Consider the following 17,342-nt stretch of genomic DNA (forward strand, 5'->3'; position numbering starts at 1 on the left):
ACCGAGGGCCTACGCTGACAGGCATGGCCACTCTGATCCTCGTACGGCACGGACGCTCCACCGCGAACACCGCCGGGGTGCTCGCCGGCTGGACCCCCGGAGTCCACCTCGACGAACGCGGCGCAGCCCAGGCCGCCGAACTGCCCCGCCGCCTCGCCGGACTGCCGATCGCCGCCGTGGTCAGCAGCCCGCTGGAGCGCTGCGCGCAGACCCTGCGGCCGCTGCTCGACGCCCGGCCCGGGCTCCAGCCGCACACCGACGACCGGATCGGCGAGTGCCACTACGGCGACTGGTCCGGCCGCAAGCTGAAGGAGCTGTCCGGCGAACCCCTGATGGAGGTCGTCCAGCAGCACCCGTCGGCGGCGGCCTTCCCCGGCGGCGAGTCGATGCGCGCCATGCAGGCCCGCGCCGTGGACGCCGTACGCGACTGGAACGCCCGCGTCGAGACCGAGCACGGCGAGGACGCCCTCTACGTCATGTGCTCCCACGGCGACATCATCAAGGCCATCGTGGCGGACGCCCTCGGGCTCCATCTCGACCTCTTCCAGCGGATCCATGTCGAGCCCTGCTCGGTGACCGCGATCCGCTACACCCGCACCCGTCCCTTCCTGCTCCGCCTCGGCGACACCGGCGACCTCAGCGGCTTCGCCCCGCGCGGCGGCCCCGACCAGGGCGGCAGCGGCGACGCGGTCGTCGGGGGCGGTACGGGCGCACCGTGATCGCCGGGCGCAGTAGGGTGGAGCGCGCCGTGCAGGTCGTTCCCGAGTCTTGAGGGAGAGAGCGTGTCCCGTCAGGTGTTCCTCTATGACCCACCGGACCGGTTCGTCGCCGGTACGGTCGGGCTGCCTGGCCGCCGTACGTTCTTCCTCCAGGCGTCCGCCGCCGGGCGGACCACCAGTGTCGCCCTGGAGAAGACACAGGTGGCCGCGCTCGCCGAGCGGATCGACGAGTTGCTGGACGAGGTGGTGCGCCGCACCGGCGGCAACGCCCCCGTGCCCGCCGTCGCGCCCTCCGACAACGCGGACACGGCCCCGCTGGACTCACCCGTCGAGGAGGAGTTCCGGGTCGGGACCATGGCGCTGGCCTGGGACGGCGAGGAACAGCGCATGATCGTCGAGGCGCAGGCCCTGGTCGAGCTGGACGCCGACTCCGAGGAGGACCTCGCCGAGGCCGAGGAGCGGCTGCTCCAGGACGAGGAGAACGGCCCGCCGATGCTGCGGGTACGGCTCACCGGGGCGCAGGCCCGCGCCTTCGCCAAGCGCGCCCTGGACGTGGTGAACGCCGGCCGGCCCCCCTGCCCGCTGTGCAGTCTGCCGCTCGATCCGGAAGGACATGTATGCCCGCGTCAGAACGGATACCGGCGGAGCGTCTGACCGCCGCGCTGGATCTGCTCACCCACGGTGAGCTGACCGTGCGCGGGCAGGTCCGCGAGGCGTCCAACGCGGTGCTGTTCTGCTCCGTCTCCCAGGGCGGGGAGAGCGCCGACTGCGTCTACAAGCCGGTCGCGGGGGAGCGCCCGCTGTGGGACTTCCCCGACGGGACGCTGGCCCAGCGGGAGGTCGCCGCGTACGAGATCTCCGAGGCCCTGGGCTGGCGGCTGGTGCCGCCCACCGTGCTGCGCGACGGCCCCTACGGCGAGGGCATGGTCCAGCTCTGGATCGAGGCCGACCCCGGCGCGGAACTGCTGGCGCTGGTCGACGGCGACGAGCCGGGCGAGGGCTGGCGGGCGGTCGGCCCCGCCGAGGTCGGCCCCGGGCGCACGGCGCTGCTCGTCCACGCCGACGACACCCGGCTGCGGCGGCTCGCCGTACTGGACGCGGTGATCAACAACGGGGACCGGAAGGGTGGCCATCTGCTTCCGGCGCCCGGCGGCCGGCTCTACGGCATCGACCACGGGGTCACCTTCCATGTGGACGACAAGCTGCGCACCCTGTTGTGGGGGTGGGCGGGCGAGCCGCTGCCCGCCGAGGCGCTGGCGGCGCTGGACACCCTCGCCGCCGCGCTCGGCGACCCCGGCGGCCTGGGGGAGCGGCTGGCCCGGCTGCTGACCCCCGCCGAGGTCGCGGCGGTACGGGAGCGGGTGGCCGCGCTGCGGGCCGGCGGCGTGCATCCCGTCCCCTCGGGGCAGTGGCCCGCGATCCCCTGGCCTCCGGTCTGACCCCCGGGCCGCCGGTCCGACCCCGGGCCGCCGGCGACCGGCCCCATCTGAGCTGGCCTGGCCCGTATGCGAAGACCCGCATACGAACGCTGATCATGCAAGAGCGCGTTATCAGCCAACCCGGCGTGATCCGGTTCGTATGTGGATCAGGTCTCCGGTTAGTCTCGATGCATGCATGCCTGGCCCGCTTCTGAGGTCCCCGCCCTGCCCGGCAAGGGCCGCGACCTCCGGATCCACGACACCGCGACCGGTGCGGCGATCCCGCTCGTCCCCGGTCCCGTCGCCCGTATCTATGTCTGCGGCATCACGCCGTACGACGCCACCCACCTGGGGCACGCGGCGACCTACAACGCGTTCGACCTCGTACAGCGCGTGTGGCTCGACACCAAGCGGCAGGTTCACTACGTCCAGAACGTCACCGACGTCGACGATCCTCTCCTGGAACGCGCCGAACGGGACGGGGAGGACTGGACCCGGCTCGCCGAGCGCGAGACGGCCCTCTTCCGCGAGGACATGACCGCGCTGCGGATGCTCCCGCCGCAGCACTACATCGGTGCCGTCGAGGCGATACCCCGTATCGTCCCGCTGGTCGAACGCCTCCGCGACGCCGGAGCCGCCTACGAACTCGAAGGCGACATCTACTTCTCCGTCGAGGCGGACCCCCACTTCGGCGAGGTCTCCCACCTCGACGCCGAGGCGATGCGGCTGCTCTCCGCCGAACGCGGCGGCGACCCGGAGCGCCCCGGCAAGAAGAACCCCGTCGACCCGATGCTGTGGATGGCCGCCCGCGACGGCCAGCCCAGCTGGGACGGCGCGAGCCTGGGCCGGGGCAGGCCCGGCTGGCACATCGAGTGCGTCGCCATCGCCCTCGACCACCTGGGCATGGGCTTCGACGTCCAGGGCGGCGGCTCGGACCTGATCTTCCCGCACCACGAGATGGGCGCCTCCCACGCGCACGCGCTCACCGGGGAGTACCCCTTCGCCCGTGCCTACGTCCACGCGGGCCTGGTCGGCCTCGACGGCGAGAAGATGTCGAAGTCCCGGGGGAACCTGGTCTTCGTGTCGGCGCTGCGCCGGGACGGGGTCGATCCCGCCGCGATCCGGCTCGCCCTGCTCTCCCGGCACTACCGCGCCGACTGGGAGTGGAACGACGGGATCCTGGCGGACGCGGTGGAGCGTCTTGGCCGCTGGCGCGCCGCCGTGTCCCGGCCGGACGGCCCGTCCGCCGACGCGCTGCTGGAGGAGATCCGCGAGGCGCTGGCCGACGACCTGAACGCCCCGGCGGCGCTGGCCGCCGTCGACCGCTGGGCCGAGCGCCAGAGCGCACAGGGCGGTACGGACGAGGGTGCCCCCGGTCTGGTCTCGCGGGCGGTCGACGCGCTGCTGGGCGTGGCGCTCTGACCGGCTGACCTCGTCGCCGGCCCCCGCACACGGCGGAGGGGGTGCCCGATCGGGCACCCCCTCCGCCTTTCACCGGTCCGGGTCAGCCGGCCGGCGGGCCCTCGCCGGGGGCACCGTCCGCGCCGTCCGCGCTGTTCCCGTCCTCGCCGCCATCGCGGGTGGGCCGGTCACCGCGGTCGTCCCGGGCGGCCCTGCCGCGCTTCCTGCCCCGGCCCTCCGGTTTCTCCCGGCTGCCCTGTTCGTCCTGTTCGCCCTGCGTGCCCTGTGCCCCCTGGTCGTTCCGGGGTTCCGGCTCACGCCCCGCGGGACCGGCCCCGGATCCGCCGGCCGCCGGGCCACCGGATGCCGGAGTGCCGGATGCCGGAGCGCCTGCCGCCGGACCGTCGGAACCCGGCCCTCCGGAGGTCCCCGACGGCTCCGGACGCGCCGGTTTCGGCCGGGGCGGCCCACCGGGCCCGCCTGGCCCGCTGTCCCGCAGGAAGCTCCCGTCGCCGTCCTGGGCCACCCCGGGCCCGCCGGCCGTGCCGGGACCCGTCCCCGGCCCGCCGTCGCGCCGCCGCAGATACCGCTCGAACTCCCGGGCGATGGCCTCGCCGGACGCCTCCGGCAGCTCCGCCGTGTCCCGTGCCTCCTCCAGCGTCTGGACGTACTCCGCCACCTCGCTGTCCTCGGCCGCCAGTTGGTCGACCCCCAGCTGCCAGGCCCGCGCGTCCTCGGGCAGTTCGCCCAGCGGGATCCGCAGCCCGATCAGATCCTCCAGCCGGTTGAGCAGGGCCAGCGTCGCCTTCGGATTGGGCGGCTGCGAGACGTAGTGCGGCACCGCCGCCCACAGGCTCACCGCCGGCACCCCGGCGTGCGTGCACGCCTCCTGGAGGATGCCCACGATCCCGGTCGGACCCTCGTAACGGGTCTCCTCCAGCTCCATCGTCCTGGCCAGATCCGGGTCGGAGGTGATCCCGCTGACCGGCACCGGCCGGGTGTGCGGGGTGTCCCCGAGCAGTGCGCCCAGGATCACGACCATCTCCACGCCCAATTCATGGGCGAAGCCGAGGATCTCGTTGCAGAACGAGCGCCAGCGCATGGACGGCTCTATGCCGCGTACCAGCACCAGGTCACGTGGTGAGTCACCGCCGACCCGGACCACGGAGAGCCGGGTCGTGGGCCAGGTGATCTTCCGTACGCCGCCGTCCAGCCACACCGTCGGCCGGTTGACCTGGAAGTCGTAGTAGTCCTCGGCGTCGAGTGCCGCGAACACCTCGCCCTTCCACTCCCGTTCCAGGTGCGCGACCGCAGTGGACGCCGCGTCGCCGGCGTCGTTCCAGCCCTCGAACGCGGCCACCATGACCGGGTCGATCAGCTCGGGTACCCCCGCGAGCTCGATCACCCAGTGCCTCCTTCCGACGTTTCCCTCTCGTACGCCCCAACCTTACGGCTTGCCCGGCACATCACCGCAGCCCTCGTGCACGGGCGGGTGAACGCCCCGGCGCGGGGGGCGTGCGCCGGAGCTGTCCCGATCCTCCCCCCGGCGCCCCAGAGGATTCATCCGAGCTGTCGGCTCACAGTTCGCCGGAAATCCCCCTCACCACCCTGGACGTCGGGAACCGTCGGCGCTATACATCGGATGACCCGGCGGTCCGACGTTCCGTATCAGCTCCTGTGCCGTCCCTGTGCCGTCCCCGCGTCGTACCTGGGCCGTTTCCGTGCCGTACCTGTGCCGTCCCGCCCCACCCCTTCACCGCCCCTGCCCTGCCCCTGCCCTGCTTGTTCCCTCGGAGCGCCCGGGAGTGCGCGCATGAGCCCGACCGTCACCGGTTTCGAGGTCCACGACATCCGCTTCCCCACCTCGGAACAGCTCGACGGGTCCGACGCCATGAACCCGGACCCCGACTACTCCGCCGCGTACGTGGTGATCCGCGCCGACGACGGCTCCGAGGGCCACGGCCTCTGCTTCACCATCGGCCGTGGCAACGAGATCGCCGCCGCCGCCATCCGGGCCCTGCGCCCCGCCGTGCTCCGGCACCCCGCCCCCACCACGCCCGCCGCCCTCGCCGCCCTCCACCACCGGCTGACCCACGACTCCCAACTCCGCTGGCTCGGGCCCGAGAAGGGCGTGACCCACATGGCGGCCGGTGCCGTGATCAACGCCGCCTGGGACCTCGCCGCCCGCCACGCCGGGCTGCCCGTCTGGGAGTTCCTGGCCCGGATGGCACCGGAGGAACTGGTCGCCCAGGTCGACTTCCGCTATCTCACCGACGTGCTCACCCGCGACGAGGCCCTGGCCATCCTGCGGGCCGCCGAACCCGGCCGCGCCGAACGGGCCGCCCGGCTGCGCGCCCAGGGCTACCCCGCCTACACCACGTCCCCCGGCTGGCTCGGCTACAGCGACGAGAAGCTGGTACGCCTCGCCAAGGAGGCCGTCGCCGGCGGCTTCGGCCAGATCAAGCTGAAGGTCGGCGGCGACCTCGACGACGACGTGCGCAGGATGCGGCTCGCCCGCGCCGCCGTCGGCCCCACCGTCCGGATCGCCGTCGACGCCAACCAGCGCTGGGACGTCGCCGACGCCGTCCGCTGGATGACCGCCCTCGCCCCCTACCGGCCGCACTGGATCGAGGAACCCACCAGCCCCGACGACATCCTCGGCCACGCCGCCGTCCGCCGGGGCCAGCCCGTCAAGGTCGCCACCGGCGAACACGTCGCCAACCGCGTCGTCTTCAAACAGCTCCTCCAGGCCGGCGCGGTCGACTTTGTCCAGATCGATGCGGCCCGCGTGGCCGGTGTCAATGAGAACCTGGCGATCCTGCTCCTCGCCGCCAAGTACGGCGTCCCCGTCTGCCCGCACGCCGGCGGCGTCGGCCTCTGCGAACTCGTCCAGCACCTGGCGATGTTCGACTACGTCGCCGTCTCCGGCAGCTGGGAGGACCGGGTCATCGAGTACGTCGACCACCTCCACGAGCACTTCACCGACCCGGCGGTCGTCACCCGGGGCCGCTACCTCGCCCCCCGGGCCCCCGGCTTCTCCGCCCGGCTGCTCCCCGAGTCGATCGCCGCCCACCGGTTCCCCGAAGGACCCGTCTGGCAGGCCCGCCGGGCCGCCGAAGAGAGCCGAGGAGGCATCGCCCCGTGACCGACGCCCATGACATCGCCGGGCTCGGCGCCCTGGTCACCGGGGGCGCCTCCGGGATCGGCGCGGCCGTCGCCCGGCTGCTCACCGCCCGGGGCGCCCGGGTCGCCGTCCTCGACCGGGACACCACCGGCGCACCCGACGGCACCCTCGCCCTCACCGCCGACGTCACCGACGACGACGCCGTCCGCCGCGCCGTCGACCGGGCCGCCGCCGCCTTCGGCGGGCTCCACACCGTCGTCTCCAACGCGGGCATCGGCGCCGTCGGCACCGTCGCCGACAACGACGACGGCGAATGGCGGCACGTCCTCGATGTCAATCTGCTCGGCATGGTCCGCGTCGCCCGCCACGCCCTGCCCCATCTGCGGACGGCCGCCGCCGACCGGCCCGGCGCCGTTTCGATCACCCACACCTGCTCCATCGCCGCCACCGCCGGACTGCCGCAGCGCGCCCTCTACAGCGCCAGCAAGGGCGCCGTGCTCGCGCTGACCCTCGCCATGGCCGCCGACCACGTCCGCGAAGGCATCCGGGTCAACTGCGTCAACCCGGGCACCGCCGACACCCCCTGGATCGGCCGGCTGCTCGATGAGGCCGACGACCCCGCCGCCGAGCGCGCCGCCCTGGCCGCCCGCCAGCCCACCGGACGGCTGGTCTCCCCGGACGAGGTCGCCGCCGCCATCGCCTATCTCGCGAGCCCGGCCGCCGCGGCCGTCACCGGGACCGCCCTCGCCGTCGACGGCGGCATGCAGGGACTGCGCGTCCGACCCCCTGCCTGAGCCCGCCCCCCCCCACCCACCCGCACGCCACGGACGCACGGACGCACGCACGGACGCGAAGGAGCGGAACGGATGAGAGCGCGTACGACCACGGCCGCCGGCTGCGCCGCCCTCCTGGCGGCCACCCTGCTCACCGGCTGCAACCGGGAGTCCGGGGACGGCGCCGGCGAGCCCCGCGTGGGCATCGACCTGCCCCGCAGCGACAGCGACTTCTGGAACTCGTACCAGCAGTACATCGAGAAGGGCGTCGAGAGCGGCACGGTCGCGGCCCTGCCCCTGACCAACTCCCAGAACGACATCGGCCGGCTCGTCGCCCATGTGCGGACCCTCACCGACCAGGGCGCCCGCGCCGTGGTGATGGCGCCCCAGGACACCGGCGCGGTCGCCGAGTCGCTGCGCACCCTCGCCGAGCGGAGGATCCCCGTCATCAGCGTCGACACCCACCCCGACGAGGGACGGGTCTACATGGTCGTCCGCGCCGACAACCGGGCCTACGGGGAGAAGGCGTGCCGCTTCCTCGGCGAACGGCTCAAGGGGCGGGGGAAGGTCGCCGAGTTCCAGGGCGACCTGGCGTCCATCAACGGCCGGGACCGCTCCGAGGCGTTCAGGACCTGCATGGAACGCGACTTCCCCGGCATCCGGGTCTTCGAGCTGGCCACCGACTGGAAGGGCGACGTGGCCTCCGCCAAGCTCCAGACCACCCTGGCCGCCCACCCCGACCTCGGCGGCATCTACATGCAGGCCGGCGGGGTCTTCCTCCAGCCCACGCTGGCCCTGCTGGAACAGCGCGGCCTGCTGCGGCCCGTCGGCGACCCCGGCCACATCACCATCGTCTCCAACGACGGCATCCCGGAGGAACTGGACGCGATCCGCTCCGGAAAGATCGACGCCACGGTCTCCCAGCCCGCCGATCTGTACGCGAAATACGCGCTGTTCTACGCCAGGGCCGCCATCGGCGGGAAGAAGTTCGCCACCGGGCCCACGAACCACGGATCCACCGTCGTACGGATCCCCGGCGGGCTGGAGGACCAGCTTCCGGCGCCGCTGGTGACCCGGGAGAACGTGGACGACCCGGCGCTGTGGGCCAACCGGCTCCAGGGGGCGGGCCGCCCATGACCGCCCCCGCGTCCCGGGACCCCGTACCCCAGGACACCGGACCGCCGGCGCTGCGCGCGCGGGGGATCGTCAAACGCTTCGGGCCCACCCTCGCCCTCGACCGGGTGGACCTCACCGTCGCCCCCGGCGAGGCCCACGCGCTCGTCGGCCGCAACGGCGCCGGCAAGTCCACCCTCGTCGGCGTGGTCACCGGGCTGCACCGCCCGGACGCGGGCACCGTCGCCCTCGCCGGCCGGCCGGCGCCCGCCCACGGGGACGCCGCCGCCTGGCGGGCCCGCGTCGCCTGCGTCCACCAGAGGCCGATGACCGTGCCCGGCCTCACCGTCGCCGAGAACCTGTTCCTCGGCCGCTTCGAACCCGGCCGTCCCCTCATCGGCTGGCGGCGGCTGCGGCGGCGCGCCGCGGAACTGCTCGGTGCGTACGGGGTCGACGTCGACCCCCGGACCCGGGTGGGGGACCTCACCGTCGAGCAGCGCCAGTTCGTGGAGATCGCCCGCGCCCTGTCCTTCGGCGCCCGCCTGATCGTCCTGGACGAGCCCACCGCCCGCCTCGACGCCCGGGGCGGCGCCCGCCTCTTCGCCCGGCTGCGCGAACTCGGCTCCCAGGGGGTGGCGTTCCTCTTCATCTCCCACCATCTGCCCGAGGTGTACGAGCTGTGCGCCACCGTCACCGTCTACCGCGACGCCCGCCATGTCCTCACCGCCCCGGTGGCGGATCTCAGCCGTACGGAACTCGTCGCCGCGATGACCGGCGACGGCGGCCGGCCGGCGCCCCGCCCGCCCGCGCCCGCCACGGCCCCGGCGGCGGGGGAGCGGGCACCCCTGCTCCGTACCGAAGGACTCGCCCTCACCGGGGTGTACGGGCCGCTGGACCTCGCCGTCCGCCCCGGTGAGGTGCTGGGACTCGCGGGGGCGGCCGCCGCCGGGGCCGTCGCCGTCGGCGAGACCCTGGCCGGGATGCGCGCCCCCACCGCCGGGCGGATCACCGTGGACGGGCGCGCGGTGCGGCCCGGCCGGGTGCCCGACGCGCTCGACGCCGGGATCGGCTACGTCCCCGAGGAGCGCCACCGGCAGGGTCTGGTGCCCGGCCGCAGCGTCGCCGAGAACGCCACCCTCACCGTCGCCGGGCGGCTCGGGCCCTTCGGGATCGTGCTGCCCGCCCGGGCCCGCGCCCTCGCCCAGACCATGATCACGGCGCTGGACATCAGGACCGGGGGGCCGGGGCAGAGCGTCGCGGAGCTGTCCGGCGGCAATCAGCAGAAGGTCGTGGTGGCCCGCGCGCTCGCCCGGGGCCCCCGCGTGCTCGTGGCCGTGGCCCCCACGGCGGGCGTGGACATCACGTCCAAGAAGTCCCTGCTCGGGGTGGTGCGGCGGTTCGCCGACGAGGGCGGGGCGGTCGTCCTGGTCTCCGGTGAACTCGACGACCTGCGGATCTGCGACCGGGTCCTCGCACTGTTCCACGGCCGCCCCGCCGCCCGCTTCGGCACCGGCTGGAGCGACCGGGAACTGGTCGCCGCGATGGAAGGGACGACGGTGGGGACGGCGACCGTACCGGAAGCACCGACGGAAGCGCCGACGGCCGTACCGGAAGCGCCGACGAGCGTGCCACCGGAACCGACTCCCGGGAGCGGCCCATGAACCCGCCCGCCGCCACCACCGTCACCGCCGGCGCCAGCGCCACCGCTCCCGGCCGGCTCCGCTTCGTCCGCTGGAGCGATCTCTCCCTCGTCCCCGTCGTCCTCGTCCTGATGGTGATCGGCTTCATCGTCTCGCCGGTCTTCCTGACCTCCGGCAATCTGATCGGCGTGCTCCAGCAGTCCTCCGAACTCAGCCTGCTCGTCCTCGGCCAGGCCCTCGTCCTCGTCTGCGGCCGGATGGACCTCTCCCTGGAGTCCACCATCGGCATCGCGCCCGTCCTCGCCCTGTGGCTGGTGCTCCCCGCCGACGGCGGCCGGTTCGCGGGCCTCGGCGCCCTGCCCACCTGGACCGCGATCCCGCTCTGTCTGCTGGCCGGCGCCGCCATCGGCGCCGTCAACGCCTTTCTGATGCTGAGGCTCCGCGTCAACGGCTTCATCGCCACCCTCGGCATGCTCACCATGCTCCGGGGCCTCCACATCGGCATCACCGAGGGCAGGTCCCTCACCGACGTCCCCGGCTCCTTCCGCCACCTCGGCAGGGCACAGTGGCTCGGCGCCCCCGCCGCCGTCTGGATCTGCCTCGGCCTCTACGCGGCCGGCGGGGCCTTCCTCGCCTGGCACCGCCACGGCCGGGCCCTCTACGCCATCGGCGGCAACCCCGAGGCCGCCCGTGCCGCCGGGATCCGCACCGACCGGATCCTGTGGGTGGTCCTCGTCCTCGCCGGGGTCCTCGCCGCGTTCGCCGGTGTCCTGTACACCGGCCACTACGGCTCCGTCGCCGCCACCCAGGGCAACGGCTGGATCTTCCAGGTCTTCGCCGCGGCCGTCATCGGCGGCATCAGCCTCAAGGGCGGCCGGGGCACCCTCTTCGGGGCCCTCACCGGCGTCCTGACCCTGCAACTCGTCGTGAATGTGATGACGCTCGCCGGGGTGCCCGCCCTGTGGAACCAGTTCCTCAACGGGGCGATCATCATCGTCGCCCTCGTCGTCTCCCGCTGGGCCGGCGGCGAGCAGCAGGACTGAGACCCTGCCGCGAGGGGTCACAGCGTCGAGCGCAGCCAGTGCTCCACGCTCGCCACGTGCACCGTCGCCCAGGAGCGGGCCGCGTCCGCGTCCCGGTCCCGCAGCGCGGCCAGGATCGCCCGGTGCTCGTGCAGGGTCCGTACGACGGCGTCCTCCTGGGTCAGCCCCCGCCACACCCGGGCCCGGGTCGTCGGCCCGGAGAGCCCGTCCAGCAGGGAGCAGAGCACCGAGTTGCCCGACGCCGCCACGATCCCGCGGTGGAACTCCAGGTCCGCCGCGACCAGTTCCTCCACCGAGGGCCGCGTCCCCAGGGCGTCCAGCTGCGCGCTCAGCGCGTCCAGCTCCGGTTCCCGGATGCGGGCCGCCGCCATCGCGGTGGCCGCCGGCTCCAGGATCCTGCGGACGGCGAGGAACTCCAGGACCGTGTCGTCGCGGTGGAAGTCCACGACAAAGCTCAGCGCCTCCAGCAGCAGCTGTGGATCGAGACTGGTCACATAGGTGCCGTCGCCCTGGCGGACGTCGAGGATCCGGATGAGCGAGAGCGCGCGCACCGCCTCCCGCAGCGAATTGCGGGACAGGCCCAGTTCCGCGGCGAGTTCGCTCTCCTTGGGCAGCCGGTCCCCGGGGCTCAGCGACCCCGAGACGATCATTCCCTTGATCTTCTCGATGGCCTCATCGGTGACCGCCATGCCGCCCCGCCCCCTCGTCCCGCCAGTCATCGGAGGACCTGAGGGTACAGCGTGGGGCGGCCCCGAAGGAGCCGCCCCACAAGGCGCGTTCCGGACATCCCGGGCCGCGCTTCAGCCGTTCTCGGTACGTGCCCTCAGCGCGCGCCGGGCTCAGGCACCGCCCTTGAGCAGACCGTCGACCTTGCCGCGGATCTCGTCCGTCGCCAGCCCGCGGATGGTCAGGGTGGTACGGCGGCGCAGCACGTCGTCGGCCGTCTCGGCCCACTCGTGGTCCCGCGCGTACACGACCTGCGCCCAGATCTCCGGGGCGTCCGGGTGGATCCGCTCCGCGAGCGCCGGGTCGCCGCCCGCGAGCCGGGCGATGTCGAAGGCGAGCGAGCCGTAGTGGGTCGCCAGGTGACGGGCGGTGTCCGCCGCCATCCGGGGACCGGGCGTACCGCCGTCGACGAGGAGGCGGTGCGCCACCGCGTCCGGGTTGGCTATGCCGGGCAGCGGCACCTTCTTCGGCAGCCGGGACATGGGCTCCATGTCCTCGGCCAGCGGCTGTCCGGGCAGCTCCGCCAGCTTGTTCATGATGGTGCGGCCGATGTGGCGGAACGTCGTCCACTTGCCGCCCGCCACGGAGAGCATGCCGGCGGCGCCCTCGGTGACCACGGTCTCCCGCTTGGCCTTGGAGGTGTCGCCGGGACCGCCCGGCAGCACCCGCAGACCCGCGAACGAGTAGGTGATCAGGTCACGGGAGAGCTGCTGGTCCCGGATGGAGAACGCGGCCTCGTCCAGGATCTGCGCGGTGTCCTTCTCGGTGACGGACACGTCCGCCGGGTCGCCCTCGAACTCCTCGTCCGTGGTGCCCAGCAGCAGCATGTCCTCCCAGGGGAGGGCGAAGGTGATGCGGTACTTGTCGATCGGGGTCGCCAGCGCCGCCTTCCACGGCGAGGTGCGCTTGAGCACCAGGTGCGCGCCCTTGGACAGCCGGATCGAGGGGGCCGCGTTCGGGTCCTCCATGCGGCGCAGGTGGTCGACCCACGGGCCGGTGGCGTTCAGCACCAGCCGGGCGCTCACACCGAACTCGGTCCCGTCGAGGCGGTCCTTCAGCTCCGCGCCCGTGACCCGGCCCTTGGTGAAGCGCAGGCCGGTGACCTCGGCGTGGTTGAGGACGGTCGCCCCCGCCTCGGCGGCGGCGCGGACGGTCATCAGCGCCATGCGGGCGTCGTTCATCTGGTCGTCGCCGTAGACGGCGACGGCCTTCAGGTTCTCCGTGCGCAGCTCGGGCACGTCGCGAGCGGCCTTGGCCGCGCCGATGACATGGCCGACGCCGTCACCGAACGCGGAGAGCGCCGAGTACGCGAAGACGCCCGCGCCCAGCTTCGCCGCGCCGTGCGGACCGCCCTTGTAGACGGGCAGGTAGAAGGTGAGCGGGTTGGAGAGGTGGGGAGCCACCTCGCGGGAGACCGCGCGGCGCTCGAAGTGGTTCTCCGCGACCAGCTTCACCGCGCCGGTCTGGAGGTAGCGCAGACCGCCGTGGAGCAGCTTGGAGGAGGCGGAGGAGGTGGCGCCGGCGAAGTCGCCGGCGTCCACCAGGGCCACCCGCAGCCCGGACTGCGCCGCATGCCAGGCGGTGGAGATGCCCAGGATGCCGCCGCCGATGACCAGGAGGTCGTACGACGCCTTGGACAGCTGGTCCCGGGTCTCGGCACGGCTCGGGAGGGAGCCGGAGGCCGGGTGCGTCCCGAGGGCGGGAACGCTCTGCAGGGTGGTCATGTGGCTTGCTCCTCGTCAGTCTTCCTCGTCGATCCAGCCCATGGTCCGCTGCACGGCCTTGAGCCAGTCCTTGTACTCGCGCTCGCGCTTGTCGGCGTCCATGCGCGGGGTCCATTCCGCCGCCCGGCGCCAGTTGGCACGCAGCGCGTCGGTGTCCGGCCAGAAACCGACGGCCAGACCGGCGGCGTAGGCCGCGCCGAGGCAGGTCGTCTCGGCGACCATCGGGCGCACCACGGGCGCGTCCAGGAAGTCCGAGAGGGTCTGCATCAGCAGGTTGTTGGAGGTCATGCCGCCGTCGACCTTGAGCGCGGTCAGCTCGACGCCGGAGTCCTTGGTCATGGCGTCGGTGATCTCGCGGGTCTGCCAGGCGGTGGCCTCCAGCACGGCACGGGCGATGTGCGCCTTGGTGACGTACCGGGTCAGGCCGGCGATCACGCCCCGGGCGTCGGAGCGCCAGTAGGGGGCGAAGAGGCCGGAGAAGGCGGGCACGAAGTACGCGCCGCCGTTGTCCTCGACGGACAGGGCCAGGGTCTCGATCTCGGCCGCGGACTTGATCAGGCCCATCTGGTCGCGCATCCACTGCACCAGCGAACCGGTGACCGCGATCGAGCCCTCCAGGGCGTAGACCGGGGCCTGGTCGCCGATGCGGTAGCCGACGGTGGTCAGCAGTCCGTTGTACGAGTTCACCGGCGTCTGGCCGGTGTTCATCAGCATGAAGGTGCCGGTGCCGTAGGTGGACTTGGCCTCGCCCTCGGAGAAGCAGGTCTGGCCGAAGAGGGCCGCCTGCTGGTCGCCGAGCGCGGAGGCGACGGGGATGCCGTCGAGGATGCCGCCCTTGGCGAGGCCGTAGACCTCGGCGGAGGAGCGGATCTCGGGCAGGACCGCCGCCGGGATCTCCATGGAGCTGAGGATCTTGTCGTCCCACTGGAGGGAGTACAGGTTCATCAGCATGGTGCGGGAGGCGTTGGTGACGTCGGTGACGTGGACGCCGCCGTTCGCTCCGCCGGTCAGGTTCCAGATGACCCAGGAGTCCATGGTGCCGAAGAGGATCTCGCCGCGCTCGGCGCGCTCGCGCAGGCCCTCGACGTTGTCGAGCAGCCAGCGGACCTTCGGGCCGGAGAAGTAGCTGGCCAGCGGCAGCCCGGTCTCGCGGCGGAAGCGGTCCTGGCCGACGTTGCGGCCCAGCTCCTTGCAGAGCGCGTCGGTACGGGTGTCCTGCCAGACGATGGCGTTGTGGACGGGCTCACCGGTCGCCTTGTCCCACATCAGGGTGGTCTCGCGCTGGTTGGTGATGCCGATGGCCTTGACGTCGGCGGCGGTGATGCCGGCCTTGTCGAGGGCGCCCGCCACGACCTCCTGGACGTTGGCCCAGATCTCGGTGGCGTTGTGCTCGACCCAGCCCGGCTTCGGGAAGATCTGCTCGTGCTCCTTCTGGTCGACCGAGACGATCCGGCCGTCCTTGTCGAAGACGATGCAGCGGCTGGAGGTCGTGCCCTGGTCGATGGCCGCGATGAACGGCCCGTGTCCGTGGGTGCCGGTGCTCTGGGTGTCGCTCACGGGTTGCTCCTGCTCGTGTCGTTGGGGATACGGCTGTACCTGTGCGGCATGGGGGTCACCGCTCAGGCGAACGCGAGGTTGTAGATACCCGCGGCGAGTGCGCCACCGGCCAGCGGGCCGACGACGGGAATCCAGGCGTAGCCCCAGTCGGAGCCGCCCTTGTTGGGCAGCGGCAGCAGGGCGTGGACGATACGGGGGCCCAGGTCACGGGCGGGGTTGATGGCGTAGCCGGTGGGGCCGCCCAGCGAGAGGCCGATACCGACGACGACGAAGGCGGTGATCAGCGCGCCGAGGGTGCTCAGGCCCTTGCCCTCGGCGTTCAGGCCCTGCGTGAGGACGGCGAGCACCAGCACGGCGGTGCCGATGATCTCGGTGGCGAGGTTCTGCCAGACGACGCGGATCTCGGGCCCGGTGGAGAAGATGCCCAGGACCGGGCCGGCGCTCTTGCCCGGGGCGCCCTCGATGGGCTTGTCGGCCGGGTCGCCGATGATCTCGCGGTCGGTGAGGTGCGAGAGGAACTGGCCGTAGTAGGTCAGGACGACCAGGGCCGCGCCGATCATCGCGCCGAGGAGCTGGCCGGCGAGGTAGACGGGGACCTTGTCCCAGGTCCCGTCCTTGATCGCGATACCGAAGGTGACGGCCGGGTTGAGATGGGCGCCGGAGAGGGAGGTCGTCATGTAGACGGCCGTCATGACGGCGAAGCCCCACCCGAAGGTGATGGCGAGCCAGCCGGCACCGCGCGCCTTGGAATGCTTGAGGGTGACGGCGGCGACCACGCCGCCGCCGAGCAGGATCAGAACAGCCGTTCCGATCGTCTCGCCGATAAAGATGTCGGAGCTGGACACCGCGACTCCTTTGTCCTTCGTCCAGGGGAAGGCGGATCCCGGGTCCCACCGGTGATCCGCGCCCTCAGGTGAGGGCGTTACCGGCCCTTGGCGCTTGTCACACTCTAGCGGGTATTTCCGGTAGGTGTTCGACAATGCCGACCGATGAACGGCAGTTTTGCCCCTGGTAAACAAGCCGTCAAGGGTCGAGTGGCCGAAACCCCGATCGTTATCGATGATGCGGCAGCGGGGCCCGGAACGCCCGGCATGCCCGTTACGTGTCCGGGGGGCGGCGCGCGCCGGGGGTGACCGATCCCGGCGGCCGCCCCGGAGCCGCCCGCCCGCCGCCCCCGGACACGTGACGGACGCTCCCCCCGGCAGTGCCTCAGAACCGCCCGGCGCCCAGGTCCCGCGAGACCGCGCGGGCGCACTCCCGTACCGACGCCACCAGCTCCGAGCGCAGCTCACGGCCCTCGCAGATCCGCTCCACCGGCCCCGTGATCGCCACCGCCCCCACGGGCATCCGCCGCCGGTCGTGGATGGGCGCCGCCACCGCCGCCACCCCGTCCCAGGTCTCCTCCACGTCGGCCGCCCAGCCCCGCGCCCGGGTCAGCGTCAGCGTCTCCTCGAACGGCTCCAGCTCCGTCACCGTCCACGGGGTGAAGGACTCCCGCTCCACCTCGACCGCCTCCGTGTGCGCCACCGGGTCGTACGCCGCCAGCACCTTCCCCAGCGCCGTGGAGTGCAGCGGCTGCATCGCCCCCACCTCCAGCACCTGCCGGCTGTCGTCCGGGCGGAAGACGTGGTGGACGATGAGCACGCCCCGCTGGTGCGACACCCCCAGATGGACGCTCTCCCCGGACGACCTGGCCAGGTCGTCCGTCCAGACCAGGGCGCGCGCCCGCAGCTCGTGCACGTCCAGATAGCCCGTGCCCAGCCGCAGCAGCTCCGCCCCCAGCTGGTACCGCCCCGACGCCGGGTCCTGCTCCACGAAGCCCTCCGCCTGGAGGGTGCGCAGGATTCCGTGGGCCGTCCCCTTGGCCAGTTCGAGCGAGGAGGCGATGTCGGACAGCCCCAGTCGCCGTTCCCCGCCCGCGAGCAGCCGCAGCATCGCCGCCGCGCGCTCCAGCGACTGGATGTTCTTCGCCATCGGTCGACCCTTCCCCACTGCGATTCGACAATGCTGAACACTATTGGTCGATGCCGACCACGGTCTGTGTGAAGTGCAGTATCTCGCGGTCGGGCGCACACAGAAACCCCAGGCCACCAGGAGTCCGCAC

15 protein-coding genes are annotated in these 17,342 nt (G+C 73.0%); 9 read left to right on the top strand and 6 right to left on the bottom strand.

Annotated elements, in window-relative coordinates; translation table 11 throughout:
• Positions 1 to 23 precede the first annotated feature (23 nt).
• From SYYSPA8_RS18200 to mshC, 4 genes are all read left to right on the top strand, one after another.
• Complete coding sequence (locus SYYSPA8_RS18200) at positions 24 to 719, top strand: histidine phosphatase family protein (protein ID WP_323448262.1); 696 nt, start codon at positions 24 to 26, stop codon at positions 717 to 719.
• A 63-nt stretch (positions 720 to 782) separates the two neighbouring features.
• Positions 783 to 1,373 carry a DUF3090 domain-containing protein gene (locus SYYSPA8_RS18205; RefSeq protein WP_323448263.1) on the top strand — a complete coding sequence of 197 codons (591 nt, stop codon included), beginning with the start codon at positions 783 to 785 and terminating at the stop codon, positions 1,371 to 1,373.
• A complete protein-coding gene (locus SYYSPA8_RS18210; RefSeq protein WP_323448264.1) occupies positions 1,337 to 2,158 on the top strand; it encodes an SCO1664 family protein in 822 nt (273 codons plus the stop codon). Before SYYSPA8_RS18205 ends, SYYSPA8_RS18210 begins: the two co-directional genes overlap by 37 nt.
• 171 nt (positions 2,159 to 2,329) lie before the next feature.
• Complete coding sequence (gene mshC / locus SYYSPA8_RS18215; RefSeq protein ID WP_323448265.1) at positions 2,330 to 3,559, top strand: cysteine--1-D-myo-inosityl 2-amino-2-deoxy-alpha-D-glucopyranoside ligase; 1,230 nt, start codon at positions 2,330 to 2,332, stop codon at positions 3,557 to 3,559.
• A gap of 82 nt (positions 3,560 to 3,641) precedes the next feature.
• Here the strand turns inward: mshC and SYYSPA8_RS18220 are convergent, their stop codons facing one another.
• Positions 3,642 to 4,943 carry a PAC2 family protein gene (locus SYYSPA8_RS18220; RefSeq protein WP_323448266.1) on the bottom strand — a complete coding sequence of 434 codons (1,302 nt, stop codon included), beginning with the start codon at positions 4,941 to 4,943 and terminating at the stop codon, positions 3,642 to 3,644.
• Positions 4,944 to 5,351: 408 nt separating this feature from the next.
• Between SYYSPA8_RS18220 and SYYSPA8_RS18225 the strand changes: the two genes are divergently transcribed.
• From SYYSPA8_RS18225 to SYYSPA8_RS18245, 5 genes are all read left to right on the top strand, one after another.
• Positions 5,352 to 6,683 carry an enolase C-terminal domain-like protein gene (locus tag SYYSPA8_RS18225; RefSeq protein WP_323448267.1) on the top strand — a complete coding sequence of 444 codons (1,332 nt, stop codon included), beginning with the start codon at positions 5,352 to 5,354 and terminating at the stop codon, positions 6,681 to 6,683.
• The gene (locus tag SYYSPA8_RS18230) at positions 6,680 to 7,456 is read left to right on the top strand and encodes an SDR family NAD(P)-dependent oxidoreductase (RefSeq protein WP_323448268.1); all 777 of its coding nucleotides are present in this window, start codon (positions 6,680 to 6,682) and stop codon (positions 7,454 to 7,456) included. The genes SYYSPA8_RS18225 and SYYSPA8_RS18230 overlap by 4 nt, the downstream gene beginning before the upstream one ends.
• A gap of 72 nt (positions 7,457 to 7,528) precedes the next feature.
• Entirely contained in the window at positions 7,529 to 8,572 is a 1,044-nt protein-coding gene (locus SYYSPA8_RS18235) for a sugar ABC transporter substrate-binding protein (RefSeq protein WP_323448269.1), read from the top strand.
• Positions 8,569 to 10,209 carry a sugar ABC transporter ATP-binding protein gene (locus SYYSPA8_RS18240; protein ID WP_323448270.1) on the top strand — a complete coding sequence of 547 codons (1,641 nt, stop codon included), beginning with the start codon at positions 8,569 to 8,571 and terminating at the stop codon, positions 10,207 to 10,209. Before SYYSPA8_RS18235 ends, SYYSPA8_RS18240 begins: the two co-directional genes overlap by 4 nt.
• Entirely contained in the window at positions 10,206 to 11,231 is a 1,026-nt protein-coding gene (locus SYYSPA8_RS18245; RefSeq protein WP_323448271.1) for an ABC transporter permease, read from the top strand. The genes SYYSPA8_RS18240 and SYYSPA8_RS18245 overlap by 4 nt, the downstream gene beginning before the upstream one ends.
• A gap of 17 nt (positions 11,232 to 11,248) precedes the next feature.
• On the opposite strand, the gene SYYSPA8_RS18250 is transcribed toward SYYSPA8_RS18245, so the two are convergent.
• The 5 genes from SYYSPA8_RS18250 to SYYSPA8_RS18270 all read right to left on the bottom strand — a co-directional run bounded on the left by SYYSPA8_RS18250 (position 11,249) and on the right by SYYSPA8_RS18270 (position 17,212).
• Positions 11,249 to 11,920: a FadR/GntR family transcriptional regulator gene (locus SYYSPA8_RS18250; RefSeq protein ID WP_323448272.1), complete on the bottom strand. Its 672-nt coding sequence runs from the start codon at positions 11,918 to 11,920 to the stop codon at positions 11,249 to 11,251.
• Positions 11,921 to 12,070: 150 nt separating this feature from the next.
• The gene (locus tag SYYSPA8_RS18255) at positions 12,071 to 13,681 is read right to left on the bottom strand and encodes a glycerol-3-phosphate dehydrogenase/oxidase (RefSeq protein ID WP_323448273.1); all 1,611 of its coding nucleotides are present in this window, start codon (positions 13,679 to 13,681) and stop codon (positions 12,071 to 12,073) included.
• 15 nt (positions 13,682 to 13,696) lie between these two features.
• The gene (gene glpK / locus SYYSPA8_RS18260) at positions 13,697 to 15,238 is read right to left on the bottom strand and encodes a glycerol kinase GlpK (RefSeq protein WP_323448274.1); all 1,542 of its coding nucleotides are present in this window, start codon (positions 15,236 to 15,238) and stop codon (positions 13,697 to 13,699) included.
• 62 nt (positions 15,239 to 15,300) lie between these two features.
• Entirely contained in the window at positions 15,301 to 16,083 is a 783-nt protein-coding gene (locus SYYSPA8_RS18265; protein ID WP_323448275.1) for an MIP/aquaporin family protein, read from the bottom strand.
• A gap of 364 nt (positions 16,084 to 16,447) precedes the next feature.
• Positions 16,448 to 17,212 (bottom strand): IclR family transcriptional regulator, encoded by a 765-nt coding sequence (locus SYYSPA8_RS18270; RefSeq protein ID WP_323448276.1) that lies wholly within the window; start codon positions 17,210 to 17,212, stop codon positions 16,448 to 16,450.
• Positions 17,213 to 17,342: the final 130 nt, after the last annotated feature.

It is taken from the genome of Streptomyces yaizuensis (assembly GCF_034961445.1).
GTDB lineage: Bacteria > Actinomycetota > Actinomycetes > Streptomycetales > Streptomycetaceae > Streptomyces > Streptomyces yaizuensis.